This window comes from Micrococcus sp. H39-S4, from assembly GCF_027158145.1.
In the GTDB taxonomy this organism is placed as follows: Bacteria; Actinomycetota; Actinomycetes; order Actinomycetales; family Micrococcaceae; genus Micrococcus; species Micrococcus luteus.
Genome location: NZ_JAPVLT010000002.1, coordinates 59,651 through 85,293, shown reverse-complemented (window position 1 = coordinate 85,293; position 25,643 = coordinate 59,651). Strand labels below are relative to the sequence as shown.

General features: G+C 74.5%; 21 protein-coding genes and 1 tRNA gene. 14 read left to right on the top strand and 8 right to left on the bottom strand.

Translation table 11 applies throughout. The features are described 5' to 3' along the window. The first annotated feature begins 2 nt into the window (after positions 1 to 2). Together O3T09_RS02415 and O3T09_RS02410 are read left to right on the top strand one after the other, a co-directional pair. Positions 3 to 1,082 carry an alpha-ketoacid dehydrogenase subunit beta gene (locus tag O3T09_RS02415; protein ID WP_269295314.1) on the top strand — a complete coding sequence of 360 codons (1,080 nt, stop codon included), beginning with the start codon at positions 3 to 5 and terminating at the stop codon, positions 1,080 to 1,082. Continuing rightward, positions 1,079 to 2,569, top strand: a complete 1,491-nt coding sequence (locus tag O3T09_RS02410; protein ID WP_269295313.1) for a dihydrolipoamide acetyltransferase family protein — start codon at positions 1,079 to 1,081, stop codon at positions 2,567 to 2,569. Before O3T09_RS02415 ends, O3T09_RS02410 begins: the two co-directional genes overlap by 4 nt. A 126-nt stretch (positions 2,570 to 2,695) precedes the next feature. Here O3T09_RS02410 and O3T09_RS02405 read toward each other — a convergent pair whose 3' ends face one another. Continuing rightward, positions 2,696 to 3,556: a phosphatase PAP2 family protein gene (locus O3T09_RS02405; RefSeq protein ID WP_098094526.1), complete on the bottom strand. Its 861-nt coding sequence runs from the start codon at positions 3,554 to 3,556 to the stop codon at positions 2,696 to 2,698. Between the two features lie 110 nt (positions 3,557 to 3,666). Here O3T09_RS02405 and O3T09_RS02400 point away from each other — a divergent pair, with 110 nt between their 5' ends. The 6 genes from O3T09_RS02400 (at position 3,667) to O3T09_RS02375 (ending at position 12,390) form a co-directional block, all read left to right on the top strand. After that, positions 3,667 to 4,353, top strand: coding sequence for a hypothetical protein (locus tag O3T09_RS02400; protein WP_098094529.1), 687 nt, complete (start codon positions 3,667 to 3,669; stop codon positions 4,351 to 4,353). 79 nt (positions 4,354 to 4,432) lie between these two features. After that, complete coding sequence (locus O3T09_RS02395) at positions 4,433 to 5,506, top strand: o-succinylbenzoate synthase (protein ID WP_036318002.1); 1,074 nt, start codon at positions 4,433 to 4,435, stop codon at positions 5,504 to 5,506. A 227-nt stretch (positions 5,507 to 5,733) separates the two neighbouring features. Beyond that, positions 5,734 to 7,878: a PhoX family protein gene (locus O3T09_RS02390; protein ID WP_269295312.1), complete on the top strand. Its 2,145-nt coding sequence runs from the start codon at positions 5,734 to 5,736 to the stop codon at positions 7,876 to 7,878. A gap of 116 nt (positions 7,879 to 7,994) precedes the next feature. Further along, a complete protein-coding gene (gene menD, locus O3T09_RS02385; protein ID WP_041104939.1) occupies positions 7,995 to 9,932 on the top strand; it encodes a 2-succinyl-5-enolpyruvyl-6-hydroxy-3-cyclohexene-1-carboxylic-acid synthase in 1,938 nt (645 codons plus the stop codon). After that, a complete protein-coding gene (locus O3T09_RS02380; RefSeq protein WP_082836653.1) occupies positions 9,929 to 11,329 on the top strand; it encodes a geranylgeranyl reductase family protein in 1,401 nt (466 codons plus the stop codon). Before menD ends, O3T09_RS02380 begins: the two co-directional genes overlap by 4 nt. Then, complete coding sequence (locus O3T09_RS02375; RefSeq protein ID WP_063189759.1) at positions 11,326 to 12,390, top strand: polyprenyl synthetase family protein; 1,065 nt, start codon at positions 11,326 to 11,328, stop codon at positions 12,388 to 12,390. The genes O3T09_RS02380 and O3T09_RS02375 overlap by 4 nt, the downstream gene beginning before the upstream one ends. A 43-nt stretch (positions 12,391 to 12,433) precedes the next feature. Here the strand turns inward: O3T09_RS02375 and O3T09_RS02370 are convergent, their stop codons facing one another. From O3T09_RS02370 to rarD, 3 genes are read right to left on the bottom strand one after another with little or no spacing between them, the layout of a single operon-like run. Then, positions 12,434 to 12,931 (bottom strand): HIT family protein, encoded by a 498-nt coding sequence (locus O3T09_RS02370; protein WP_070709449.1) that lies wholly within the window; start codon positions 12,929 to 12,931, stop codon positions 12,434 to 12,436. Further along, positions 12,928 to 13,422, bottom strand: coding sequence for a hypothetical protein (locus O3T09_RS02365; protein ID WP_063189755.1), 495 nt, complete (start codon positions 13,420 to 13,422; stop codon positions 12,928 to 12,930). Before O3T09_RS02365 ends, O3T09_RS02370 begins: the two co-directional genes overlap by 4 nt. A gap of 9 nt (positions 13,423 to 13,431) precedes the next feature. Then, entirely contained in the window at positions 13,432 to 14,451 is a 1,020-nt protein-coding gene (rarD, locus tag O3T09_RS02360; RefSeq protein ID WP_044659539.1) for an EamA family transporter RarD, read from the bottom strand. A 142-nt stretch (positions 14,452 to 14,593) separates the two neighbouring features. Here rarD and O3T09_RS02355 point away from each other — a divergent pair, with 142 nt between their 5' ends. Next, a complete protein-coding gene (locus O3T09_RS02355) occupies positions 14,594 to 16,012 on the top strand; it encodes an FAD-dependent oxidoreductase (protein WP_036317798.1) in 1,419 nt (472 codons plus the stop codon). A 41-nt stretch (positions 16,013 to 16,053) separates the two neighbouring features. After that, positions 16,054 to 17,349, top strand: a complete 1,296-nt coding sequence (locus O3T09_RS02350) for an MFS transporter (RefSeq protein ID WP_070709429.1) — start codon at positions 16,054 to 16,056, stop codon at positions 17,347 to 17,349. A gap of 187 nt (positions 17,350 to 17,536) precedes the next feature. On the opposite strand, the gene O3T09_RS02345 is transcribed toward O3T09_RS02350, so the two are convergent. Both O3T09_RS02345 and O3T09_RS02340 read right to left on the bottom strand, forming a co-directional pair. Further along, positions 17,537 to 18,040: a hypothetical protein gene (locus tag O3T09_RS02345; protein WP_036317679.1), complete on the bottom strand. Its 504-nt coding sequence runs from the start codon at positions 18,038 to 18,040 to the stop codon at positions 17,537 to 17,539. 40 nt (positions 18,041 to 18,080) lie between these two features. After that, complete coding sequence (locus O3T09_RS02340) at positions 18,081 to 18,569, bottom strand: YajQ family cyclic di-GMP-binding protein (RefSeq protein WP_036317682.1); 489 nt, start codon at positions 18,567 to 18,569, stop codon at positions 18,081 to 18,083. A gap of 209 nt (positions 18,570 to 18,778) precedes the next feature. On the opposite strand from O3T09_RS02340, the gene O3T09_RS02335 reads away from it, so the two are divergent. Together O3T09_RS02335 and O3T09_RS02330 are read left to right on the top strand one after the other, a co-directional pair. Continuing rightward, a tRNA-Tyr gene (locus O3T09_RS02335) sits at positions 18,779 to 18,860 on the top strand. A gap of 220 nt (positions 18,861 to 19,080) precedes the next feature. Then, the gene (locus O3T09_RS02330) at positions 19,081 to 20,841 is read left to right on the top strand and encodes an AMP-binding protein (RefSeq protein WP_069941249.1); all 1,761 of its coding nucleotides are present in this window, start codon (positions 19,081 to 19,083) and stop codon (positions 20,839 to 20,841) included. Positions 20,842 to 20,856: 15 nt separating this feature from the next. Here O3T09_RS02330 and O3T09_RS02325 read toward each other — a convergent pair whose 3' ends face one another. Further along, complete coding sequence (locus O3T09_RS02325; protein ID WP_041103583.1) at positions 20,857 to 21,321, bottom strand: hypothetical protein; 465 nt, start codon at positions 21,319 to 21,321, stop codon at positions 20,857 to 20,859. Positions 21,322 to 21,526: 205 nt separating this feature from the next. Further along, a complete protein-coding gene (locus O3T09_RS02320; RefSeq protein ID WP_102708520.1) occupies positions 21,527 to 22,555 on the bottom strand; it encodes a DNA-3-methyladenine glycosylase family protein in 1,029 nt (342 codons plus the stop codon). A gap of 162 nt (positions 22,556 to 22,717) precedes the next feature. Between O3T09_RS02320 and O3T09_RS02315 the strand changes: the two genes are divergently transcribed. Next, complete coding sequence (locus tag O3T09_RS02315; RefSeq protein WP_036317690.1) at positions 22,718 to 24,283, top strand: pyridoxal-phosphate dependent enzyme; 1,566 nt, start codon at positions 22,718 to 22,720, stop codon at positions 24,281 to 24,283. 61 nt (positions 24,284 to 24,344) lie between these two features. Further along, positions 24,345 to 25,604: a cystathionine gamma-synthase gene (locus O3T09_RS02310; protein ID WP_083325348.1), complete on the top strand. Its 1,260-nt coding sequence runs from the start codon at positions 24,345 to 24,347 to the stop codon at positions 25,602 to 25,604. Positions 25,605 to 25,643: the final 39 nt, after the last annotated feature.

Below are 25,643 nucleotides of genomic sequence, written 5' to 3'. Positions count from 1 at the left end.
GCATGGCGACCCTGACCTTCGCCGCCGCGCTCAACGCGGCGCTGGCCGACGAGATGGCCGCCGACGACATGGTGGTGGTGTTCGGCGAGGACGTCGGCACCCTCGGCGGCGTCTTCCGCATCACGGACGGGCTGACCGCGCGCTTCGGCGAGGAGCGCTGCTTCGACACCCCGCTGGCCGAGTCCGGCATCGCGGGCATGGCCGTGGGCATGGCCCTCGGCGGCGCCCGCCCCGTGATCGAGATGCAGTTCGACGCGTTCGCGTACCCGGCCTTCGAGCAGATCGCCTCGCACGTGGCCAAGATGCGCAACCGCACCAAGGGCGCCACGCCCATGCCGATCACCATCCGCATCCCCTACGGCGGCGGCATCGGCGGCGTGGAGCACCACTGCGACTCCTCCGAGTCCTACTACGCGCACACCCCGGGCCTGAAGGTGTACACCCCGGCCTCGGTGAAGGACGCGTACATGATGCTGCGCTCGGCCATCCGCCTGGACGACCCGGTGGTCTTCATGGAGCCCAAGAAGATGTACTGGACCAAGGCCGAGCTCGACCTCGATCAGCTGCGCGCCGAGTTCGAGGAGGGCTGGGCCCGCGTCGAGGACAAGAAGGAGCACGGCGAGGCCTGGGCGCGCGCCGCCGTCGTCCGCGAGGGCACGGACGTCACCCTCGTCTCCTACGGCCCCTCCGTCCCCACCTGCCTCGCCGCCGCCCACGCGGCCGCGGAGGAGGGGCTCTCGGTGGAGGTCGTGGACCTGCGCACCGTGAACCCGCTGGACGAGGACACGATGGCCGCCTCGGTCGCCAAGACCGGCCGCGCCGTCGTCGTCGCCGAGCCGCAGGGCTTCGCGTCCGTGGCCTCCGAGCTGGTGGCCCGGATCCAGCAGCGCTGCTTCCACTCGCTGGCGGCGCCCGTGGGCCGCGTGACCGGCTTCGACATCCCGTTCCCCGCGCCGAAGCTCGAGGAGCACCACCTGCCGAACATCGACCGCATCCTGGACGCGATCGACGACCTGAACTGGGACCTGGACGCGATCGACGACCTGAACTGGGACCTGGACGCCGAGGAGGCCCGCGCATGAGCAACACCTTCCTGCTGCCCGACCTGGGCGAGGGCCTGACCGAGGCCGACATCGTCCGCTGGCTCGTCGCCGAGGGCGACACCGTGGCCGTCGACCAGCCCATGGTCGAGGTCGAGACCGCCAAGGCCCTCGTCGAGGTGCCGAGCCCGTACGCCGGCACCGTGCTGACCCTGCACGGCGCCGAGGGCGAGACCATGGACGTCGGCAGCCCGCTGATCACCATCGGCGCGGCCGGCGAGTCCGGTGAGGGCTCCGCGCCCGTCGCCGGCACCGAGACCCTCGCCGTCCCGCCGTCGACCGGTGCGGCGGCGGCCGAGGCCGCCCGCCCGGGCGCGCTGAGCTACCGCGAGGAGGAGATGGCCGGCGTCCAGCCGAAGCCGGACAAGGCCCGCGGCGGCGACGGCGACGTCGCCGGCTCCGACGACGAGGCCTCCGGCGCCGTGCTCATCGGCTACGGCACCTCCGGCCACAGGGCCACCTCCCGCAGTCGTCCGTCCAAGCGCGGCCACGGCGCCACCCGCCCGACGCCGGCCCCCACGGCCGAGGCCGGCGCCCCGCGCGTGACCTCCCCGATCGTCCGCAAGCTCGCCCGCGAGAAGGGCGTGGACGTGGCCGCGCTGACCGGCACGGGCCCGGACGGCCTGATCACCCGCGCCGACGTGCTCACCGCGGCCGAGGGCTCCGCCCTGCAGGCCGCCCCGGCCCAGGCCCCGTTGGTCGCAGCCGTCCCGGCGGCCGAGGCCGCCGCGCAGCCGGGCGCCGTGGACGGGCGGACCGGCCTGGCCGTCGTCGCCCGCACCCCGATCTCGGGGGTGCGCAAGGTGATCGCGGACCAGCTCTCCCGCTCGCGCCGCGAGGTCCCGGAGGTCACGGCGTGGCTGGACGTGGACGTCACCGCCCTGCTCGAGCTGCGGGCCTCGCTCAAGGCGAAGGACTCGGAGAACGCGCCCTCGCTGCTCGGCCTGATCGCCCGCTTCACCCTGGCCGGCCTGCGCCGGTACCCGGTGATGAACGCGCGCATCGAGGCGGGGGCGGACGGCAAGGACGAGATCGTGGAGGTCGACGGCGTCCACCTCGGCCTGGCCGTGCAGACCGACCGCGGCCTCATGGTGCCGTCCGTCGAGCACGCGGAGAAGCTGTCCGCGGACGAGCTCACCGCCGCGATCAACGACACCGTCAGCCGCGCCCGCGCGGGCCGGGCCGCCCCGGCCGAGCTCACCCGCGGCACGTTCACGCTGAACAACTACGGCCCGCTGGGCACGGACGGCGCCACGCCGATCATCAACGTGCCCGAGGTCGGGATGCTCGGCATCGGCCGGATCATCGACCGCCCGTGGGTCGTGGACGGGGAGATCGTGGTCCGCAAGGTCACCGAGATGACCGTGACCTTCGACCACCGCGTCACCGACGGCGCCACCGCGAGCGCGTTCCTCACGTTCGTGGCGGACTGCCTCCACGATCCGACGGCGGCCCTCGCCCGGATCTGATCCGGACGGGCCCGGCCCGCCCCGACCCCTGACGAGCCCTGCGATGTGGCGGCCATTCCTCGCGGATGGCCGCCACATCGCAGGGCTCGTCGTCTGGCGGGGGTGCGGTGAGCGTGCGGGGAGGGGTCAGTCCGCGCGGCCGCGGCGGAAGGCCGTGCCGAGCGCGCCCCACAGCAGGACCGCGGGGGAGGCGCTGAGCAGGATCCCGGCCGGCTCGGCCGCCGGGTGGGGGCCGGCGCCGCTGGTCGCGGGGGTGTCGAGGGTGAGGGCCAGCAGCGTCAACCCGGCCGCCAGGCCCGCGACGCCCAGGGACCAGAGCGTGGCCTCCACGCCGCGGGCGCCGCGTGGTGCGGGCCGCGGTGCGCCGTCGTACCGGGCGAACGGCACGGCGAGCAGCCCCCAGGCGGTGGACACGAGCGCCGCGGCGGCCATGTCCGACGGCCGGTGCCAGGCCTCCGTGTAGGCGACGGCGCCGGTGCAGGCGCTGACCACGGCGCCGAGGACGGTGGTGAGCGGTCGCCACCGGGCGGGCACGAGCAGCAGCGCGGCCACCGCGGCGCCCGTCGCGAGCGTCATGTGGCCCGAGGGCAGTGAGTTGCCGCCGGACCACGGGACCCCGTCGGCGTGCTCGGGCCGCGGAAGCGCCGCCTTGAGCAGCTGCGTGGTGAGGTTGGACCCGACCAGCACGAGGAGGGCGAGCAGCCCCCGCCGCCGCCACCGGGCCACGGCGAGCGCGCCGAGCGAGGCCAGCGCCATGCCGACCGCCAGCCCGAGCGGCAGGATCCGCACCACCTGGGAGGCCACGTCCGGCACGGTGTCCCCGTAGCGCTCCTCGACGGCGCGGAACACCTGGTACTCGAGCACCTGGCCGGCGGAGGACCACACCAGGGCGGCGTAGACCAGCACGACGCCGGCCACGCACGCGGCCAGCGCCAGCCACCACGTCCACGAGGGGAGGCGGCGCGGGGCGCGGGCGGTGGGGGGCATGGGTTCCATTGTGTCGGACGCGCAGCCGTCATGCAGGCTTCATCGGACGGTCACGCCCCCGTCGCCGTCCCGTCCTCCGCGCCCCGGAGCCGCCTGCCTAGCCTGGGGCCATGACCCGCGTGCCCCCCGCCCACGGACATCGCCCGGCCCTCCGCGACTCCACCGGCTCGGCGCCCGGCCCGGGCGTCGAACCGGGCGCCCGGCCCCGTCTCTCGGCCGAGGACCTGCTGGCCGCCCGGGACGCCCTGGCCCCGTTCGGCCGGCTGAGCCGGCAGGAGCCCATCGAGTGGGCCGCCGAGGAGCCCCTCGCCCCGGACCTGGCCGACTTCTACCGCTACGTGGGGCCGGAGTGGCTGGAGATCGACACCCTCGGCCTGCCCGTGATGTTCTTCCCGCTGGACCGCCTGTGGGACGAGCAGGCCGGCTACCGGTGGAACCACCGCACCGGTGCGCTGCTGGTGGACTGGAACGACGACTGGACCGTGGTGGCCAAGCAGGGCGCCGACCCGTTCATCCACGCGGCCTCCACCGGTCAGGTGCTCATGGCCCCGGGAGACGAGGGCTGGGAGGACCGCCTGGACGAGCCGCGACCGGTCTTCCGGGACCTCACCGAGATGACCCGCGCGCTCGCGGCCGTGGGCACGGCGTGGGCGCGCTTCGACGACCCGTTCACCGCCGACTGGCATCTCACCGAGGAGGTGACGGCCGCCGTCGTCGCCGGCCTGGAGGGGGTGCTCGGCGCCCACGACCGCGCCGTGGACCTGGCCCGCGCCCTCGGCTACCTCCGCGCCGTCTGAGCCTCGGCGCCGTCCCGGGCGCCCCACGCTGCCGGCGCCCGTCGGAACGGGAGCCGAGCGCCCTTCCTACACTGGCCGCATGAGCACCGCCCCCGCCCTGCCCCCGCTGCCCGGCGCGCCGGGCGGTCCCGCCCTGCCGAGCGTCGAGGAGCTGCTGGCCGACGCCGTCGCGGTCGCCCTGCCGATGCGCGTGCGGTTCCGCGGCACGGACCTCCGTCACGCCCTGCTGCTGCGCGGCCCGGCGGGCTGGGCCGAGTTCTCCCCGTTCCCGGAGTACGGTCCGCACGAGTGCGCCGCGTGGCTGGCCGCCGCGATCGAGGCCGGCTGGCAGGGCTGGCCCGGCCCGGTCCGCCAGACCGTCCCCGTCAACGCCACCGTGCCCGCGGTGGCCGCGGACGACGTCGAGGCCGTCCTGGCCCGCTACGGCGACGGCATCACCGCGGTCAAGGTCAAGGTGGCCGAGCACGGACCCGAGGGCGGTCTCGTCCCCGGCGGCCGCGAGGCCGACCTGGCCCGCGTGCGGCGGGTGCGCGCGCTGCTGCCCCACGCGCAGGTCCGCGTCGACGCCAACGCCGGCTGGACGCCCGCCGAGGCCGTCGACGTGCTCACCGCGCTGGCCGACGTCGGCCTCGAGTACGCGGAGCAGCCCGTGCCCGGCATCACCGCCCTCGCGGAGGTCCGCGCGGAGCTGCGCGCCCGGGGCGTCCCCACCCCGATCGCCGCGGACGAGGCGGTCCGCAAGGCCGAGGACCCGCTCGCCGTCGCGGCCGCCGGGGCCGCGGACCTGATCGTGGTGAAGGTCCAGCCGCTCGGGGGCGTGCGCCGCGCCGCGGCGATCGTGGCGGCCGCGGGGCTGCCCGCGGTGGTCTCCTCCGCGCTGGACACCTCCGTGGGCATCGCCGGCGGCGCCGCGCTCGCCGCCTGCCTGCCGTCCCTGCCGCACGCGTGCGGGCTCGGCACCGCGGCCCTCTTCGAGCACGACGTCGTCGCCCCGGCCTGGCGCCCGCGCGCGGGGGCCCTCCCGGCACCGGGGGAGCGGGCACCCGCCCCCGACCCGGAGCTGCTCGACCGCATCCGGGCGGACGGGACGCGGCAGGCGTGGTGGGCCGACCGCCTGCGCGCGGCCCACGCGGTGCTGGCCGCGCAGGGCTGACGAGCCCGCCCGGTCCCCGTCGACGCGGGGCATGTGAGCCGGATTACAGCATGTCGACGGGGCGAAATCCGGCGGCCGGGAAGAGTTCAACTCGCGGCCACCTGGGCGTGGCTCGCCGCTCGGAGCGAGGGGCCAAGGTGATGGCGGCCCCGGCCGGTCTCACCCCGGGGTCGTCTCCGGCCCGGCACCGGACCCCGGACCATCCCCACGACGCGAAGGACCCCGTCATGCTGAAGCGCCTCCTCCCCATGGCCGGCCACACCCGTGGCAACCGCTCCGCCGTCACGTGCGAGCTCAAGTGCGGCAACGCGTGCGCCCACCCGGTGCCCAACACCTCGGCGAACCCGACCTTCCAGCAGATCGCGGAGACCGCCATCTCGCGCCGCTCCGCCCTGGTCGGCGGCACCGGTCTCGCCGCCGCCGTCGTCATCGGCTCCCAGGTGGCCCAGGCCCCCGAGGCGCTCGCGGACAACGGCCGGCGCCCGACCGGCGGCGGCAAGCTCCCCTTCGAGCCCATCGCGCCGGTGAGCCGCACCGTGGACACCATGACCGTGCCGGAGGGCTACGACTGGGGCACCGTGATCCGCTGGGGCGACCCGCTGTTCGCCGACTCCCCGGAGTTCGACATCGAGCACCAGACCGGTGCGTCGCAGGCCGCCCAGTTCGGCTACAACAACGACTACCTGAACATCATCACCGACGGCGGCAACGACCGCTCCGGCTACCTCGTCTCCAACCACGAGTACACCAACGAGAACATCATGTTCTCCCCGGAGTACATCGCCTCGAACTTCGAGGACGTCGTCAACGTCGGCCTCCAGGCCCACGGCCTGTCCATCGTGGACCTCAAGCGCGCCAAGCGCGGCGCCCCGTGGGAGTACGTCCGCGGCGGCCGCCGCAACCGCCGCATCACCGGCACCACCGAGTTCGAGGTCCGCGGCCCGGCCGCCGGCCACGCGCTGCTCACGACCGTCGAGGACCCGACCGGCACCCGCGTGCTGGGCACCCTGAACAACTGCGCCGGCGGCACCACCCCGTGGGGCACCGTGCTCTCCGGCGAGGAGAACTTCAACCAGTACTTCAAGGGCCGCGGCACGGCCGAGGAGAAGCGCTACGGCATCTCCGCCGCCGCCACCAGCCGCGGCTGGGAGAAGGTCCACGACCGCTTCGACCTGACCAAGCGCGGCTACGAGAACGAGGCCAACCGCTTCGGCTGGGTCGTCGAGATCGACCCCGAGGACCCGACCTCCACGCCCGTGAAGCACACCCTCCTGGGCCGCTTCAAGCACGAGGCCGGCACCGCCGTGATCTCCCCGTCCGGCCACGCCGTGGTCTACTCCGGCGACGACGAGCGCCACGACTACCTGTACAAGTTCGTCTCCGCCGAGAAGGTCCGCGAGGGCGACAAGAAGCACAACATGCGCCTGATGGACAAGGGCACCCTCTACGTGGCCAAGTTCTCCGGCGACTCCCCGGCCGCCCAGATCGACGGCAGGGGCACCCTGCCCTCGGACGGCGCCTTCGACGGCTCCGGCGAGTGGATCGCCCTGGCCGACGAGAAGACGTCCTTCGTCCCGGGCATGTCCCTGGCCGAGGTCCTCGTCTACACCCGCCTCGCGGCAGACAAGATGGGCGCCACCAAGATGGACCGCCCGGAGGACGTCGAGACCAACCCGGTCACCGGCAAGGTCTACGCGGCCCTGACCAACAACACCAAGCGCACCGCCGTGGACGAGGCCAACCCGGTCATCGGCAACCGCGACGGCCACGTCATCGAGATCACCGAGCGGGGCGGGGATCACACCTCCACCACCTTCACCTGGGTCATCCTGCTGCTCGCCGGCGACCCGGCGGTCTCCTCCTCGGCCTACTTCGCCGGCTACCCGAAGGAGAAGGTCTCCCCGATCTCCTGCCCGGACAACCTGGCGTTCGACTCGGAGGGCAACCTCTGGATCTCCACCGACGGCCAGCCCGGCACCATCGGCTACGCCGACGCGCTGCACAAGGTCACCCTCGACGGCGCCGAGCGCGGCCGCGTCCAGCAGTTCCTCGCCGTCCCCCGCGACGCCGAGACCTGCGGCCCCGTGATCCACGACCGCGACAACTCCGTGTTCGTCAACGTCCAGCACCCGGGCGAGGACGGCACCTGGGGCGCGCACACCTCCTCCTTCCCGGACTTCCTGAGCCCGACCGGCCCGGTCCAGGTGGGCGACAAGGTCGCGGCCCCGCGTCCGAGCGTCGTCCAGGTGTTCAACGCCACCGGGAACAACGGCATCGGCAAGGGCGCCGGCAAGGAGAAGGGCAACAAGGGCAAGGGCAACGGCAACGGCAACGGCAAGGGCAACGGCAACGGCAAGGGCCCGAAGGGCTGACCCCCGCCTCCGCGAGGACCCTCGACGAGGCCGTCACGGCCGGCGCCACCGCGTCACCGTGGCGGCCTCGCCGCGTCCGGGGCCCGTCCGCGCCCGGGCCTAGACTGGTGGCCACCATGACCTCCGTCGACTCCCTCTCCGTGGCGCGCGCCGTCGCCACCGCCCTGATCGACGCCGGCATGCGGGACGCGGTGGTCTGCCCCGGCTCCCGCTCCGCCCCGCTGGCTTACGCGCTCGCGGCCCTCGAGCGCGCCGGCGAGGTCCGCCTGCACGTGCGGGTGGACGAGCGCTCGGCCGGCTTCCTCGCCCACGGGCTCTCGCTGGCCTCGGGGCGCCCGGTGGGCGTGCTGACCACCTCGGGCACCGCCGTCGGGAACCTGCTGCCCGCCCTGATGGAGTCCATCCACGCCGGCACGCGCGTGATCGCGCTGACCGCGGATCGTCCGCCCGAGCTGCACGGCACCGGCGCGAACCAGACCACGGACCAGAGGGGCGTGTTCGGCACGCACGTCCGCCATGCCGCCTCCCTCGGCTGCGACGCCGCCGACGGCGTGGATGCCGAGCAGCATCTGCGCCACGTGCGGGCCACCGTGCGCCGGGCCCTGCTGGCGGCCGAGGGGGTCGTCGCCGAGGCCGGTTCCGACGACGGCGCGCCCGGTCCGGTGACGATGGCAGAGGCCCCGGCCGGGCCGGTCCACCTGAACCTGCACTTCCGCGACCCGCTCGTGCCGAGTCCTGAGGAGGCGGCCGCCATGGGCGCCGCCGCGGCGCCGCACACCCCTGCTCCGGCCGTCGCCCCGACCGGCGCGAGCCCGGCCGCCGCCGCGTCGGCCTACCGGGCGCCCGGGGCGGTGCTCTCGGGGCTGCCCGAGCTGGACGTCGCCCGCCTGGACCAGCGGCGCACCGTCGTGCTGGCCTGCCACGGCGCCGGCCCCGTGGCCGCGGCCTTCGCGCTGTCCCTGGGCCTGCCCCTGCTGGCCGAGCCGTCGTCGAACGCGCGGTTCTCCGCCAACGCCATCGCCGCCTATCCGCTCCTGCTGGGCGCGGCCGGCGGGCGCGACGCGGACGCACACCCCCTTGCCGCCCGCATCGAACGGGTCGTGCTGTTCGGCCGGCCCACGCTCACCCGGACGGTCAACGCCCTGCTGGCCCGCCCCGACGTCGCCACGGCCCTGCACGCCCCCGAGCCCGCACCATGGTTCGAGCCGGGCCGGCGCCGGGAGACGCCCGTGGAGACCCTCGAGGAGCTCGCCGCCTTCGCCGGGCAGGGCGAGCCCGGCTGGCTCGCCGCGTGGCAGCACGCCTCGATGCGCGCCCAGGCCGCCGTGGAGGACGCGCTCGTCACCACCGACGCCGGCGACCGGCTCAGCCCGCAGACGGTGGCGCACGTGAGCGCCGCCATGGTCCGGGGTCCGCTCGTGCTGGGCTCGTCCTCGGTGATCCGGGACGTGGACCTGACCTGGCGGCCCCCCTCGGCGCCGGACGCGGAGGTGTACGCCAACCGCGGGCTCGCCGGGATCGACGGGACCGTCTCCACGGCCGCGGGCGTCGCACTGGCGCGCGGACGGCGGACCGTGGCCCTGCTCGGCGACCTCACCGCCCTGCACGAGGCGGGCGGCCTGCTCGTGGGCCCCACCGAGACCGAGCCGGACCTCGACCTCGTGGTCGTCAACGACGACGGCGGGGCGATCTTCGCGAGCCTCGAACACGGGGCCGTGGCCGAGGCGCCCGGCATGGCGGACCCCGTCGAACGGCTCTTCGGCACCCCGCACGGCGTGGACCTGGCCGCCCTGGCCGCCGCGTACGGCCTCCCGCACACGCGGGTCACCGACCGCGTCGACCTCGTCCGGGCCCTGTCCGACCCGGTGCGCGGCCGGCGTCTGCTCGAGGTCCGCTGCGACCGCGCCGACCGCCCGCGCGTCGCCGCCGCCCTGGCCGCGGCGGTGCGCGCCACGTTCCCGCCCGCGTGCCCCGTCCCGGACCCCGCGCCGGACGCCGGCCCGGCCCCCGCCCCGCCCACCGCCGAGCTCGCCGCCGAGGAGGCCCCCCAGTGACCGGCACGCCGACGTCGCCCGCGCCCGCCTCGACCCCCGCCGTCGTGCGCCGTGCCGACGTGCTGATCTCCGGCTGCGGCCCCGCCGGCGCCACCGCCGCCGCCCACCTCGCCGCGGCGGGGCTGGACGTGGTGGTGCTCGAGAAGACCGCGCACCCGCGTGAGAAGGTCTGCGGCGACGGCCTGACCCCGCAGGCGGTCCGGGAGCTGCAGCTGCTCGGCGTGCCCCACCGGGGTGAGCCCGGCGACGACGGCGGCTGGCGCGTCATCCGCGGCCTGCGGCTGCGCGCGGGCGAGCGCAGCGTGGACGTGCCGTGGGCGCCCACCCAGACGTGGCCGGACTACGCGCTCACGCGCACCCGACGCGATTTCGACGCCCTCCTGGCGGACCTGGCGCGCACCCGCGGCGCCGAGGTCCGCGAGCGGCACGCCGTCACCGGCGTCGTGCGGGACGAGGCCGGACGCGTGGTCGGGCTGGACGCGGAGCTGATCGCGCCGAACGGCCGCAAGACCGGGGAGACCGCCCGCTTCACCGCGCCGATCGTGCTCGCGTGCGACGGCGTCTCCGCCCGTGCCGCCGTCTCCGCGGGCCTGCACCGCCGCGAGGACCGGCCCATGGGCGTGGCCGTGCGGGCCTATTACACCGCCGGCGCCGCCGTCGACGGGGCGATCCCCGCCCCGCCCGGCGACCGGGGGGAGTGGATGGAGTCCTGGCTGCGCCTGCCGGATGCCGAGGGCAACCCGCTGCCCGGCTACGGCTGGCTGTTCCCGCTCGCGGACGGCACCGTGAACGTGGGCCTGGGCATCCTGGACACCTCCCCGCAGTTCGGGAAGCTGGACTACCGCGGGCTGCTGAAGTCCTGGACCGGGGCGCTCACCGCGGACTGGGGGATCGCCGAGCAGACGCGCACCTCGCGGATCCTCGGCGCGGCCCTGCCGATGGCGTTCAACCGCACCCCGCAGCACGTGCCGGGCATGCTCCTGGTGGGCGACGCGGCCGGCATGGTCTCCCCGTTCAACGGCGAGGGCATCGGGTTCGCGATGGAGGCGGCCCGCCTCGCCGCGGACCTGGCCGTGCAGGCGCACGCGGCCGGGACCGACGGCGCCGCGGACGCGATCCTGTCCCGTTACCCGGTGATCACCCAGCACCTGTGGGGCCGCCACTTCGCCCTCGGCGCCCGGTTCGCCCGCCTGATCGGCGATCCGCGGGTGATGAAGGCGGCGCTGGGCGCCGGGATGGCCGCACCCCCGCTGCTGCGGGCCGCGGTGAAGGTCATGGGCAACACGGTGGACGCGCGGGGCGGCGACGCCGTCGACCGGGCCGTCCGCGTGCTCGAGGCGCTCACCCCCGCGCTGACGACCGCGGGCGGCGCGCCGTTGGGTAGGCTTGCCCGGTGACCACCGCAGACCCCGGCTTCGCCCTGCCCTCCGGCTTCGAACCCCTCGCCGAGCACGGCCGTGTCCTGGAGGTCGTGCTGACCGCGCTCGAGCAGGTCGAGGAGCAGCTGGACACTGCCCTCGGCTTCGACGACCTGTTCTCCGACACCGCCGCCCACCACCTGCTGGCCGCCGGCGGCAAGCGGGTCCGTCCGGTCCTGACGGTGCTCGCCTCCCTCCTGGGCGACCCCGCCCTGGCCTCCGGCGAGGTCGCCGACGTGGACGCGCCCGCCCGCCAGGCCGCCGTCGTGATGGAGCTGACGCACCTGGCCACGCTGTACCACGACGACGTGATGGACGAGGCCCCCGTGCGCCGCGGCGCTCCCGCCGCCCACCGGCTGTGGGGCAACTCGGCGGCGATCCTGGCCGGCGACCTGATCTTCGCCCGCGCCTCCCAGCTCATGGCCGAGCTGGGCCCGCGGCCCGTGCAGATCCAGGCGGACACCTTCGAACGCCTCGTGCAGGGCCAGCTGTGGGAGACTCGCGGCCCGGCCGAGGGCGCGGACCCGATCGAGCACTACTACGCGGTGCTCTCCGGCAAGACCGGCTCGCTGATCGCCGCGGCCGGCATGCTCGGCGCGCTGCTGGGCGGAGCCGACGAGGCCGCCGTCCAGGTGATGCGCGCATACGGCGAGAAGGTGGGCCTGGCCTTCCAGCTCGCCGACGACCTGATCGACCTCACCGGCGACGCCGAGCGGATCGGCAAGGTCCCCGGCACGGACCTGCGCGAGCGCGTGCCCACCCTGACCACGCTGCTGCTGGCCCGCGCCGCGCAGGGCGAGGGGCCGGAGGCCGAGGACGCCCGCCGGGTGCGCGCGCTCGTGGACGGGCCGCTCGACACCGACGAGCAGCTGGCCGCCGCCGTCGCCGCGCTCACGGGCCACCCCGCCATCGACGAGGCGTGGGCGATCACCCGCGGCTGGGCGGAGCAGGCCAAGCAGGCGCTCGACCCGTTGCCGGACTCCGCCGTGAAGGCGGCGCTCGAGGCGTTCGCCGACTACGTGGTCGGGCGCTCGGCCTGACGCCGCGGTCGGCGGCGTCGCCGCCTCGATCCGGGGAGGCCGCTCAGTCCAGGCGGGTCGGGGCGGGGTCCAGCGCGGCCGCGAGCTCCCGCGCCTTGCCGGCGCGGACCTCCGGGGCCACCGGGTGGCGCAGCTGCCGGTAGAGCATGTCCCCCTCGAAGCGGGGGAACACGTGCAGGTGGTAGTGCCACACGTGCTGGTTGCCGGCGGGCTCGTTGTGCTGGCGCGTGGAGACCCCGTCCGGGGCCCACGCGCGCTTCATGGCCAGCGCCACCTGCTGGGCCATCAGGGCGATGCGCTGCAGTACGCGCGGGGGCAGGTCGTAGAGGTTCTCGTAGTGCTCGGCCGGGCAGACCATGGCGTGGCCCTCGTGGTCGCCGAACCCGTCCACGGCGATCAGCACGAGCAGGTCCTCGTCCTGGTAGACGGTGTCCCCGAGCTCGCAGCGGTTGCCCGGGTCGGAGACGTCGCTGGCCACGAGCCCGCAGAACGGGCAGACGTAGTCGTCCGGGGCGTGGGAGACCGGGGCGGGCGCGGTCACCGGTCCAGCCCCTCGCCGTCGTCCTCGGGGTCCTCGAAGGTCCACGCGAGCAGGTCCGTCAGGAACTCGCTGAAGGTGCCGCCCTCGTCCTGCCACTCGCCCTCGGGCGCGTCGGCGCCGGCGGAGCGCCGCCACACCAGCGGGTCCGGCAGCGCCAGGTTGTCCACCGGCAGGCCCCACACGACCGTCTCGTCCGCGTCCTCCAGGAACATGAGGAAGCCGTCCCGCACCTCGAGGTCCTCGGGGTCCCACACGTAGTGGTCCGTCTCCATGAGGTCGCCGCAGTTGCCCAGGGCGAGGTAGAACTCGCGGAGAGCAGCCGGGATCATGAGCCCGGCGCCGAGCTGCTCCGCCGCGGGGGACTGGGCCAGCCGGGCGTCGACGTCGGCGGGGGCGAGGCCGTCGTCCTCGGCCCAGGCGTCGCCCAGCAGGTCCGGGACGAGCCGCTGGAAGGCCGGGAGGTACACGGGGGCGGGGGGCTTGGCGGGCATGCCGCCAGTCTAGGCGTGCGCGCCCTGCCCGGCCCGGACCGCCCGACGCTGCAGGCGGGAGGCGTTCAGCTGGTCGAGGGTGAAGACCGCCAGCGAGAGCCAGATGAGCCCGAAGCCCGCCCAGCGGGCCGCGGGCATCTGCTCGCCGAGGACCGTGACCGCCACGAGGAACTGCAGGATGGGCGCCGTGTACTGCAGCATCCCGAGCGTGGTCAGCGTCAGGGAGCGGGCCGCCGCCGAGAACAGGATGAGCGGAACGGCGGTGAGCACGCCGAGCCCGGCCATGAGCCAGAAGTGGCCGGGCCCCTCGGTGACGGTGGTGAGCAGCCCGGCCTGCGCCAGCAGCACGCTGCCCACCACGAACACGGGGATCAGCACCACGGTCTCGGCGGTCATCGCGGTCACCGCGTGCACGGGGGAGGGGAAGCGCTTCTTCACGAAGCCGTAGAGCCCGAACGAGGTGGCCAGCCCGAGCGCGATCCACGGCACCTGCCCCATCGCCGCGGACATCACGACGACGGCGGCCACCGCGATCCCGACGGCCACCCACTGGCCCCGCCGCAGCCGCTCCCCGAGGAAGAGCACGCCGAGCAGGACATTCACCAGCGGGTTCATGAAGTAGCCCAGCGACGCCTGGAGCACGTTGCCCGTGGTGACCGAGACCGCGTACAGCAGCCAGTTCACCGCGATGATCCCGGCGGCCAGACCCGTGGTGCCCCAGCGGCCGGGCGTGGCCAGCGCCGTCCCCAGCTCGCGCAGGCGGCGCATCACGGTCAGCAGCAGCAGGCAGAAGATCAGGGCGAAGCCGATGCGCACCACCACGATCTCCAGGGCCCCGGCGGGCGCGAGCACCGCCATGTAGAGCGGCAGCAGGCCCCACACGAAGTAGGCGGTGAAGCCGAGGGCCAGCCCACGCGGGTCATCGGCCGGGGCGGGGGAGACGGTGGGCAGGGCGCCGGTGTCGGGGGCGGCGCCGTCGGGGGTCACGCCGGGCCGGACAGCGGGGGAGGAGGGGCTCACGCGGACCACTGTACGGTCCGGGTGAGCACTCTCACCCAGGTTCCTCCCGGTCACGGCGGTAGACTGGGGGGTCGATCCCGCGCGCCGGTGCCGGGCCTTGCCCCGCGCTCCGCCGGCGTGCCCCGCCGTCGTCGAAAAGGACCCACCCACCGTGACCGTTCGCCCTGACCGCCCGTTGCGCATCGCCATCATCGGTGCCGGACCCGCCGGGGTGTACACGGCGGACATCCTGACCAAGGAGGAACGGGACTTCCGTGTCAGCATCGACCTGTTCGACCGGTACCCGGCCCCGTTCGGTCTGATCCGCTACGGGGTGGCTCCGGACCATCCGCGCATCAAGGGCATCGTGACCGCGCTGCACAAGGTCATGGACCGCGGGGACATCCGTTTCCTGGGGAACGTGGACTACGGCACGGACCTGAGCCTGGCGGATCTGCGTCGGCATTACGATGCGATCGTGTTCTCCACCGGGGCTGTGCGGGACGCGGTCCTGGACGTGCCGGGGGTGGAGTTGGCCGGCTCGTTCGGTGGCGCGGATTTCGCGTCCTGGTATGACGGGCACCCGGATGTGCCGCGGCACTGGCCGTTGGAGGCCACGCAGGTGGCGGTGATCGGCAACGGGAACGTGGCCCTGGATGTGGCCCGGATCCTGTCCAAGCATGCCGAGGATCTGTTGCCCACCGAGATCCCGGACAACGTGTACCGGGACCTGGCCGCTTCCCCGGTCACGGATGTGCACGTGTTCGGTCGGCGTGGGCCGGCGCAGGTGAAGTTCACCCCGTTGGAGCTGCGGGAGCTGGCGCATTCCCGGGATGTGGACATCGTGTTGTACGAGGAGGACTTCGACTTCGATGAGGCCTCGGAGAAGGCGATCGAGGAGAACAACCAGGTCCGCACGATGGTGGGGACGTTGACGAACTGGCTCATGGAGCAGGAGGACCGTCAGCAGAGCGCCTCGCGTCGGCTGCACCTGCATTTCCTGCAGGCCCCGGAGGAGTTCCTGGACGAGGACGGGGACGGCCGGGTGGACGGTCTGCGGATGCGCCGGATGGAGTTGGACGGTTCCGGTGGGGTCCGTCCGACGGGGGAGACCGTGGACTATCCGGTGCAGGCGATCTACCGGGCCGTGGGGTATTTCGGTTCGCCCGTGGAGGGGGTGGAGTTCGATGAGGTGCGCGGGGTGATCCCGAACGCGGAGGGTCGTGTGCTGGATGCGGACGGCGCCCCGGTGCCGGGTCTGTATGCCTCGGGGTGGATCAAGCGGGGCCCGGTGGGGTTGATCGGGCACACCAAGGGTGACTCCCTGGAGACGATCAAGCATCTGATCGAGGACGAGCCGGGGCTGTGGACGGCCCAGGAGCCCTCCGAGGAGTCGGTGATCGAGCTGCTCGAGTCCCGTGAGGTCCCGTACACCACGTGGGCCGGTTGGCATGCTCTGGATGAGCATGAGAAGTCCCTGGGTGCGCAGGCCACGGAGGCCGGTCCGGTGGCGCGGGAGCGGGTGAAGGTCGTGGACCGGGAGGAGATGACCCGCATCTCCCGCGACGGGGCCTCCGTCCCGACCGCCTGATCCGGGGCGGGCCCTGGCCGCCCCGGCGCTAGGCTTCCGGGGTGGCCCGCCTCCTCGTCGACATCACCCCGCTGCGGGTCTCACCCGCCTACCGGCGGCTGTGGCTCGGCAACACGCTCGCGTACGTGGGCACGCAGCTCACGCTCGTGGCGGTGTCCCTCGAGGTGTTCGCCCTGACCGGCTCCTCGTTCGCGGTGGGCCTGCTCGGCCTCGCCGCGCTCGTGCCCCTCGTGGTCGCGGGCCTGTACGGCGGCGCGATCGCGGACCGGCACGACCGCCGCCGCGTCGCACTGACCTCGTCGGCCGTCATGTGGCTGACCACGGTCGGCATCGCCGCGCAGGCCTGGGCCGGGTTCGAGTCGGTGCCGGTGCTGTACGCCCTCGTGGCCCTGCACTCCGGCGCGTCCGGCATCAACCAGCCCACCCGCGGCGCGATCATCCCCGCGCTCGTGGGCCTGCCGCTCGTGCCGGCGGCGAACGCGCTGAACATGATGACGTTCTCCGTGGCCCTGATGGTCGGCCCCGTGCTGGGCGGCGTGCTCGTGGCGGCGGTCGGCTACGCGTGGACCTACTCGATCGACGTCGTCACCTTCCTCGCCGCCCTGTACGCCGTGTGGCGGCTGCCGTCCCTGCCGCCGCAGCGGGCCGAGACCGCGACCGCCTCGGGGACGCGCTGGGGCCTGGCCTCGGTGGTCGAGGGCCTGCGCTTCCTCGGCTCGCGACCGAACCTGCGGATGACCTTCCTGGCGGACATCGTGGCTATGACGACGGCGTTCCCGCGCGCCCTGCTGCCCGCCATCGGCGCCGTGGTGCTCGGCGGCGGTGAGGCCGCCGTCGGGGTGCTGCTGGCCGCGATGGCGGCGGGCGCGTTCCTCGCGGGGCTGTTCTCCGCGCCGTTCACACGCCTGCATGCGCAGGGCTGGGGCGTGTACGTCTCGATCCTCGTGTGGGGCGCGGCGGTGGCCGCGTTCGGCGGCGTGGTGTGGTGGGCGCAGTCCCTGCCCGACGGCGATCCCCGCCTCACGCTCGCGTTCGCCCTCGCCGCGCTGTGCATGGCGGTGGGCGGGGCCGCGGATTCGCTCTCCGGCGTCTTCCGCGGCTCGATCCTGCAGTCCGCGACCCCGGACCACCTGCGCGGCCGGCTGCAGGGCGTGTTCGTCGTCGTGGTGGCGGGCGGGCCGCGCCTGGGCGAGCTGCTCACCGGCGGCGCCTCCGTGGGCCTGGGGGAGGGGCCGACCCTGCTGGCCGGCGGTGTGCTGTGCATGCTCGGCGTGACCGCGCTGATGCGGTGGCAGCCCGGCTTCCTGCGCTACGACGCGCGGAACCCCACACCCTGAGCGGGCGCGGGGTTCCGTGGCGGGAGGCTGCGAGCCCGCGACCGCCGAGGAGCGCCGAGCCAGACGTTTCTGCCCGTGAGCCAGATGATTCTGCTGCAGATCGGGCCGCGAAACCGCCGAAACGTCTGGCTCGCGGCAGCCTGAGCCGCCGTCCACGGGAGCCACCACGACGACGGCGGCCGGCGGGTCAGCGGTCGCGGTCGGCCTGGAGCGTGGCCGGCACCGCGCCGCCCAGGCGCGTCCAGTGGCGGACGAGGTCCTCGTCCGGGGCCGCCTGGAGCGTCTCGCGGGCCGCCTCCTCCGCCTTCTTGATGCGGCGCTCCAGATCCTGGTCCGCGCCCTCGTAGGCGGCCGCGTGCCGGTGGGAGCGCAGCGATCCGACGTCCTCCGTGCGACGCTCCACCACCGCGAGCTGCTCGGCGATCGCGTCCTGGTTGGCGCGCTGGGCCTTCAGGTTCGCGGGGGCGAGCACCTGGGCCACGAACCCGTGGTCGAGGAGGAGGCCGCGCGGGGCGGCGATGCCGTGACGCAGCGCGAGGTCCACATGGTCCTCGAAGGTCAGGAGCATGGCGGCCTTGGTGAACTTCAGGTCGTCGACCGGGCGGCCGTCCACGCGGGCCCGGGCCCGCGCCCGGCCGATCGTGGTGTCGGCGGACCACACGGCCCCGCGAGGGTCGATCAGGTACAGCATGGGGACTCCTGGTGGGCTCGGAGGGGAGACGGCGTGCGGATCAGCGGAAGTTCACGAACTGCAGGTCCGCGTCCTCGAAGTCCTTGAGCATCGCGATGACCGACTGCAGGTCGTCGCGGGACTTGGAGGACACGCGCAGCTCGTCCCCCTGGATCTGGGCCTTGACGGACTTGGGGCCCTCGTCGCGGATCAGCTTGGTGATCTTCTTCGCGGTGGGCTGGTCGATGCCCTCCTTCATGGTCGCCTCGATGCGGTACTCCTTGCCGGAGGCGAACGGGGCGCCGGCGTCGAGGGACTTGAGGGAGATGCCGCGCTTGACGAGCTTGGACTCGAACACGTCCTTGACGGCCTTGACGCGCTCCTCGGAGGAGGCCTTCATGAGGATCTTCTCGCCGGAGAAGTCGATCTCGGCGCCGACGCCCTTGAAGTCGTAGCGCTGGGCGATCTCCTTCTGCGCCTGGTTCAGGGCGTTGGACACCTCCTGGCTGTCCACCTTGCTGACGATGTCGAACGTGGAATCGCTGGCCACGGGTGCTCTCCTTCAGGGTCTGCGGACGGGGTGCGCCCGTCGTCGACGGCCACTGCAGGGCCGCGCGGAGCGCTCTGCGGGCCAGCCTACCGGGGACGACGGACGCGGTCCCGGGCCGATTGGCGGCGTGGCGCGGAGATGCTGTACAGTCGACTCTCGCCCGACCGGTGCGGTCGTCCTCGAGACGCCCAGCAGCCGCCGGGTGGCACGGCAGATTTCCCGAGCGGCCAAAGGGGGCTGACTGTAAATCAGCTGGCACTGCCTTCACTGGTTCGAATCCAGTATCTGCCACCGGAACGAAGACCCCGGGACCGTACGGTCCCGGGGTCTTCTGCCGTCCGGGGCCGTGGCACACCCCGCGTCCCCGCCCCGGGAGGTGGCGGCCTCCCGCCAGGCGACGTAGCCTGCCTGTGGTCCGTGTCACACCCGATGCCCTCCGCGGTCCGGCGGCGGCACGGCCGTGCATCGTGACGCCGTGCGGCGTCGCCCGACCGTCCGCGAGGAGCGCCCGATGACCGAGTCCACCGCCCCCGAGTCCTTCACCCAGGGACCGACCGACGTCGAGCTGCTCGAGCAGACCCTGGCCCAGAACCTCGACGACACCGCCCGCCGGTTCGCCGACCGCGCCGCCCTCCTGGAGTGTGGACCGGACGGGGACCCTGCCACCGGACGCACCTGGACCTACGGGCAGCTGCGGGAGGAGTCCGTGACGGTGGCCAAGGCGCTCATGGCTGCGGGCTACGAGGCGGGGGACCGGATCGGGATGTGGAGCCCCAACGTCGCCGAGTGGGTCTCGCTGCTCTACGGCGCGGCACGCGCCGGCGTCATCCTCGTGAACCTCAACCCGGCGTACCGCGCCCACGAGCTGACGTACGTGGTCGAGCAGTGCGACATGCGCGGGCTGGTGGTGGCCTGCGCGGACGCACGCATGGACCCGCCCGCCACCGCGCGGGCCGTGGCCCGTGAGTCGGCGCCGCACCTGCGGCAGCTGATCATGCTGCCGGCCGGGAGCGGCGAGGACGCCTACGCCCACGTGCAGGACGGTGACGTGGCCGGCCGGCACGCCGCCGATCCCGTGGCCGAGGGCACGTGGGCCGCCTTCCTGGCCGGGGCCGCGCGGGTCTCGGACGAGGACCTGGCCGCGCGCGAGGCCGCCACCCGGCCGGCGGACCCCGTGAACCTGCAGTACACCTCGGGCACCACCGGCTTCCCCAAGGGCGTCACGCTGACGCATCGCAACGTGCTGAACAACGGCTTCCACATCGGCGAGCTGCTGGGCTACACGGAGGAGGACACCGTGGTGATCCCGGTGCCGTTCTTCCACTGCTTCGGCATGGTGATCGGCGTGATCGCCACCGTCTCCCATGGCTCGCTCGCCGTCATCCCGGCGCGCAGCTTCGAGCCGGTCTCGGCGCTGCGGGCCGTGGCCGCCACCGGCGCGACGAGCCTGTACGGCGTGCCGGCGATGTTCATCGCCATGCTCGCCCGGCCCGAGGCGGACGCGCTGGACCTGTCCACGCTGCGCACCGGCGTGATGGCCGGCTCGACGTGCCCTGTCGAGGTGATGAAGAAGGTCATCGACCGGTTCCACATGTCCGAGGTCGCCATCTGCTACGGCATGACGGAGACCGCGCCCGTGTCCACCATGACCCGCCGCGACGACTCCCTACAGGTGCGCACCCAGACCGTCGGCCGGACCATGCCCCACGTGGAGACGAAGATCGTGGACCCCGCCACCGGTGACGTCGTCCCGCGCGGGGCCACGGGCGAGCTGTGCACTCGCGGCTACTCCGTGATGCTCGGCTACTGGGACGCCCCCGAGAAGACCGCCGAGGTGCTGGACGCCGACGGCTGGATGCACTCCGGCGACCTCGCCTCCATGGACGAGGACGGCTCCGTGCGCATCGAGGGCCGCATCAAGGACCTCGTCATCCGCGGCGGCGAGAACATCTCCCCGCGCGAGGTGGAGGAGTTCCTCTACACCCACCCGGACATCCAGGACGTCCAGGTGGTGGGCGTGCCGGACGAGAAGTACGGCGAGCAGCTCATGGCCTGCGTGATCATGAAGGACGGCGTCGAGCCGCTCACCGTGGACGCCGTCCGCGAGTTCGCCACGGGCCGGATCGCGCACTTCAAGATCCCGGCCTACGTCCGCGTGCTCGACGCCTTCCCCATGACCGTCTCCGGCAAGGTCCGCAAGGTCGAGCTGCGCGAAGAGGGCGCGAAGGTCGTCCAGGCCCAGGCCCAGGCCCACGCCCAGGGTGCGGGCTGACGACGACCGTCACCCTCAGGCGGCGGGCAGCGGGAACACGTCCCAGATGGTGCAGACCGCCTCGGGGGCGGCGCCCAGGATCGTGGCACGGTACGTGGTCGACCACGCCCGCGGGTCGGCGTCGCGCAGGCGCCACGTGCCGTCCGCGAGCACCGCGTCCACGAACGCGGAGGTGTCGGCGGGGCTGCCGTCCTCGTGGACCAGGGGGCCGCGACGCAGGGCTTCACCCAGGTCGCCCGCTCGGCCGACGGCGTAGAGCGCGGTCTCGTCCGTGTCCAGCACGAGGCCGCAGTCCTCCTCGAAGGCAGTGATCCAGGCCATCGCGTGCCGCATGGCCTCGTCCGGGTCGGGGTGGCGGGTCACGATGAGCACGGAGCCGCGCTCGCCCGGACGCAGGGAGCCGGGCGTGCCGGGGCCGTGCGGGTCGGGTTCGCGCGGGGCGGCGGCGGTGTGCGGGCGGGGCTCGAAGGCGGTGGTCATGGCGGTCTCCTCCCGGGTGGGGACTCATCAGGGTCCCGGCGGCGCCGCACCGGTCGGAGCGGCATCGCCCACGCTAGGAACCCGGGGCGGGCGGCCGGCCGGACCCGGCCGGGGCTGGGGAGGACACGCCGGGAGCAGCGGCCTGTGCAGGAGCGGAGGGGTCGCGCGGACGCGCCGGCACGGCCTCGGCCGGCCCGGCGTCGCGTCAGTGGGCGCGGTGGTCGGCCGGGGCGAGCTTGGGCCCGAACGCCTGCTTGCGCTCTCCGGAGAGCCCGATCATCCGCACCACCCGCTGCCGGTGCCCGGCCCATGGCGCGAGCAGGCGGAGCATCCCGGCGTCGTCGGTCCGGCGTCCCGTGAGGACCTGCCCCACGTACTGCGCCAGGTGGTAGTCGCCCACGGAGACGAGGTCCGCCGCCCCGTGGCTGCGCTGCAGCGCCTCGGCCGTGGTCCACGGCCCGATCCCGGGCACCGACTCCAGGCGCCGGGCCAGCGCGGCCACCCCGGCCGTGTCCCCGGGGGCGACCGCGTCGCCGAGCCGGTCGATGCTCGCGGCCCGCCGGGCGACCTCCAGCATGGTCCGCGACTGGGAGGGCTGCACCCAGGCCCGCGCATGCCAGTCCCACGAGGGGATCCGCAGGACGGCGGCCGGGGTCGGCGGCGGCAGCATCCCCGGCGGCACCGGGCCGGGGGCGGGCCCGTCGTCGTCGATCCGGGCGGCCAGCCGCACGAGGGTGCGCCAGCCGTGCCGCGCCTGGTCGTGGGTGACCTTCTGCTCGAGCACGGCGGTGAGCAGCTGCCGGGACAGCGCGCCCGCCGCCGGCAGCCGCAGCCCGGCCCGCATCCGCCGCGCCTCGCGCACGTGCGGCGGCAGCGCGGGCGCGCCGGAGTCCGGCCGCAGCAGGGCGTCGAAGGCTTCCCAGCCGTCGTCGTGCAGGCCGAGCAGGCGTTCCACGCCGGCGACGGCGGCGCTCGCGCCCGCGCCCCACGCGCGGGCCGTCACCGCGGTGCCGCCCCCTGCGGCCTCCCGGACGCCGGAGACCAGCAACGACGTCGGCCGGCCCGGGCCGTCCGACGCCACGTCCGGGGCGGGGGAGCGCAGAGTGAGCCAGACGCCCTGCGGTGTGGCGCGGACCGTGGGGTCGGCCGCACCGCGCTGCAGGGGGCGCAGGGTGAGCGCGACGTCCACGGGGACGGGCACGCGCACGCGGCGCTCGGCGTCCGGGGCGGTCATGCCCGCACCGTACACCCGGGCCCGGACAGGACGACGTCGGCCGTGACGGCGCGCACGCCGGGCGTTGCCCCGCGTGTCCGGAGCCCTCCTTCGGCGTCCGGCCCCTGGCGTAGCGTGGGGTGCGTGAGTGAAAAGACCCCCGCGCCCACCCCTGCGCAGCCCATGCAGTACGCCGAGAACGTCCTCGAGCTGATCGGGCACACCCCGCTCGTGAAGCTGCACTCCGTGACGGAGGGCATCGAGGCCACCGTCCTGGTGAAGGTCGAGTACCTGAACCCCGGCGGCTCCGTGAAGGACCGCATCGCGCTGAAGATGATCGAGGAGGCCGAGCGCGAGGGCCTGCTCGGCCCGGGCGGCACCGTCGTGGAGCCCACCTCGGGCAACACGGGCGTGGGGCTGGCCCTGGTCTCACAGCTCAAGGGCTACCGCACCGTGTTCGTCACCCCGGACAAGGTGGGTCAGGAGAAGCGGGACGTGCTCAGCGCGTACGGCGCCGAGCTCGTCGTCACGCCCACCGCCGTGGACCCGACGTCCGAGGAGTCCTACTACGGGGTCGCCGACCGCCTCGTGCGGGAGATCCCCGGGGCCTATCAGCCCAACCAGTTCTTCAACCCCGCCGCCCCGGCCTCCCACTACGAGACCACCGGCCCCGAGATCTGGGAGGACACGGCCGGCCGCGTCACCCACGTCGTGATGGGCGCCGGCACGGGCGGCACCATCACGGGCACCGGCCGCTACCTCAAGGAGGTCTCGGCGGACCGCCCGTCCGGTCCGGTCCGCGTGATCGGCGCGGACCCCAGCGGCTCGGTGTACTCCGGCGGCGCCGGCCGGCCCTACTTCGTCGAGGGTGTCGGCGAGGACATGTGGGTGGACAACTACGACCCCGCGGTCCCGGACGAGGTCATCGCCGTCGAGGACGCCGAGGCCCTGGCCATGACCCGCCGCCTCGCCGCCGAGGAGGGCCTGCTCGTGGGCGGCTCCTCCGGTCTGGCCGTCGTCGCCGGCCTGCGCGCCGCCCGCGAGCTCGGCCCGGAGGACGTCATGGTGATCGTGCTGCCCGACTCGGGCCGCGGCTACCTCGCCAAGATCTTCAACGACCCGTGGATGGACGAGCGCGGCTTCGACTACGACGTCCGCGAGACCGTGCTGCCGGCGTGGGCGCGCGGGCGCACCCGCTCGGCGGTCCCGCAGATGGACGACGACGGCGCCACGGGGGCCGCCGGCGGGGCCGGCACGCCCGTCGAGGTGCTCGAGCACGCCGACGCCGAGCCGGCGACCCGCGCGGGCGCCCCCGCCGAGGCCGACCGCTGGTCCGCGACGGCGGGGGAGCTGCTGACCGAGAAGGCCGACCTGTTCCCGGGCTCCGTGCCCACCCTCGTCACCGCGGCCCCGACCACCTCGGTGGCGGACGCCGTGGCGACCATGAACCGGTACGGCGTCGACGCCCTGCCCGTGATCCTCGAGCCCCGGCACGACCTGCGGATCGGCGAGGTCCGCGGCACCGTCTCCTCCGCCGCGCTCGCGGACGCCCTCGCTGAGGGGCGGGCCACCGCGCAGACCCCCGTGGCCGACGTCATGGGCCCCGTGCTGCCCTGCCTGGGGGCGCGCACCCCGCTGCGCGCCGTGGCCCGGCGCCTCGCCCAGGACCCCGTGCTGCTGGTGCTCGAGGCCGGCCGCGTCCAGGGCGTCGTCACCCTGCACGACGTCCTCGCCCACGTCACCGCCTGAGGCCGGCCGCACCGGCCGCGCCCGCCCCACCCGACCCGATCTCTCCGAGGAGGCTCCCGAGATGACCGAGCAGAACGTCCACGAGGACCCGCACGCCACCACCCCCGACACCGGCGCCGAAGACGCCGCCGCCCACCCCCAGGGGGGAGGCTTCGGCACGCGCGCCGTGCACGCGGGCCAGCACCTGGACGAGGTGTTCGGCGCCGTCGTCCCGCCGATCCACCTCTCGAGCACCTACGCGCCCACGGCCGTCGGCGAGCTGCGGCGCGGCTACGACTACGGCCGCGGCACCAACCCCACCCGGGACGCGCTGCAGGAGCAGCTGGCCGCGCTCGAGGCCGGCGTCGACGAGTCCGGCGCCCCCCGGGCCACCGGCCTCACGTTCGCCTCCGGCCTGGCCGCGGAGACCGCGCTGATCATGGGCGCGGGCCGGCCGGGCATGACGATCGTGCTCGGCAACGACGTGTACGGCGGCTCCTACCGCCTCATCTCCCGCGTGCTCGCCCCGTGGGGCGTGGAGCACGTCGTCGTGGACATGGGGGACGCCGAGCAGGTCGCCGCCGCCGTCGAGCGCGCCGCCGCCACGGGGCCGGTCATGGTGTGGCTGGAGACCCCGTCCAACCCGATGATGAAGATCTCCGACGTCGCCGCGGTCGCGGAGGCGGCCCACGCGCACGGCGCCCTGCTCGTGGTGGACAACACCTTCGCGACGCCGTACCTGCAGTCCCCGATCGCCCTCGGCGCGGACGTGGTGGTGCACTCCACCACGAAGTACATCGGCGGCCACTCGGACGTGATCGGCGGGGCGCTCGTGATCCCGGACGCCGCACTCGCCGAACAGGTGAAGTTCCAGCAGTTCGCGGCGGGGGCCGTGAACGGGCCCATGGACGCGTACCTGACCACGCGCGGCCTCAAGACGCTCGGGGTGCGCATGGACCGCCACCAGGCCAACGCCCAGGCCGTCGCCGAGTGGCTCACCGGCCGCGCCGAGGTCTCCCAGGTGCTGTACCCGGGGCTGCCGGACCACCCCGGCCATGAGCTCGCACAGCGGCAGATGCGCGGTTTCGGCGGCATGGTCTCGCTGCGCCTGTCCGGCGGCGCCGCGGCGGCCCGCCGCGTGGCCGAGTCGACCCGCCTGTTCCAGCTCGCCGAGTCCCTGGGCGGCATCGAGTCGCTGATGAACTACCCGGCGGAGATGACCCACGCGTCCGTGGCCGGCACGGAGCTGGCCGTGCCGGACGACCTGCTGCGCCTGTCGGTGGGCATCGAGGACGCCGAGGACCTCGTGGCGGACCTGGAGCGGGCTCTGGGCAGCCTCTGACCCGCCGACGTCCGCCAGAGGTCTAGCGCACGGGTGGGG

What these genes read in the sequence shown, in the direction of transcription:
- O3T09_RS02365 (WP_063189755.1), bottom strand. Translation starts at nt 13,422, where the DNA reads ATGCCCGCCAAGCCCCCCGCCCCCGTGTACCTCCCGGCCTTCCAGCGG.
- O3T09_RS02315 (WP_036317690.1), top strand. Translation starts at nt 22,718, where the DNA reads ATGCAGTACGCCGAGAACGTCCTCGAGCTGATCGGGCACACCCCGCTC.
- menD (WP_041104939.1), top strand. Translation starts at nt 7,995, where the DNA reads ATGACCTCCGTCGACTCCCTCTCCGTGGCGCGCGCCGTCGCCACCGCC.
- O3T09_RS02405 (WP_098094526.1), bottom strand. Translation starts at nt 3,556, where the DNA reads ATGCCCCCCACCGCCCGCGCCCCGCGCCGCCTCCCCTCGTGGACGTGG.
- O3T09_RS02320 (WP_102708520.1), bottom strand. Translation starts at nt 22,555, where the DNA reads ATGACCGCCCCGGACGCCGAGCGCCGCGTGCGCGTGCCCGTCCCCGTG.
- O3T09_RS02325 (WP_041103583.1), bottom strand. Translation starts at nt 21,321, where the DNA reads ATGACCACCGCCTTCGAGCCCCGCCCGCACACCGCCGCCGCCCCGCGC.
- O3T09_RS02400 (WP_098094529.1), top strand. Translation starts at nt 3,667, where the DNA reads ATGACCCGCGTGCCCCCCGCCCACGGACATCGCCCGGCCCTCCGCGAC.
- O3T09_RS02410 (WP_269295313.1), top strand. Translation starts at nt 1,079, where the DNA reads ATGAGCAACACCTTCCTGCTGCCCGACCTGGGCGAGGGCCTGACCGAG.
- O3T09_RS02345 (WP_036317679.1), bottom strand. Translation starts at nt 18,040, where the DNA reads ATGCTGTACCTGATCGACCCTCGCGGGGCCGTGTGGTCCGCCGACACC.
- O3T09_RS02330 (WP_069941249.1), top strand. Translation starts at nt 19,081, where the DNA reads ATGACCGAGTCCACCGCCCCCGAGTCCTTCACCCAGGGACCGACCGAC.
- O3T09_RS02415 (WP_269295314.1), top strand. Translation starts at nt 3, where the DNA reads ATGGCGACCCTGACCTTCGCCGCCGCGCTCAACGCGGCGCTGGCCGAC.
- O3T09_RS02310 (WP_083325348.1), top strand. Translation starts at nt 24,345, where the DNA reads ATGACCGAGCAGAACGTCCACGAGGACCCGCACGCCACCACCCCCGAC.
- O3T09_RS02390 (WP_269295312.1), top strand. Translation starts at nt 5,734, where the DNA reads ATGCTGAAGCGCCTCCTCCCCATGGCCGGCCACACCCGTGGCAACCGC.
- O3T09_RS02395 (WP_036318002.1), top strand. Translation starts at nt 4,433, where the DNA reads ATGAGCACCGCCCCCGCCCTGCCCCCGCTGCCCGGCGCGCCGGGCGGT.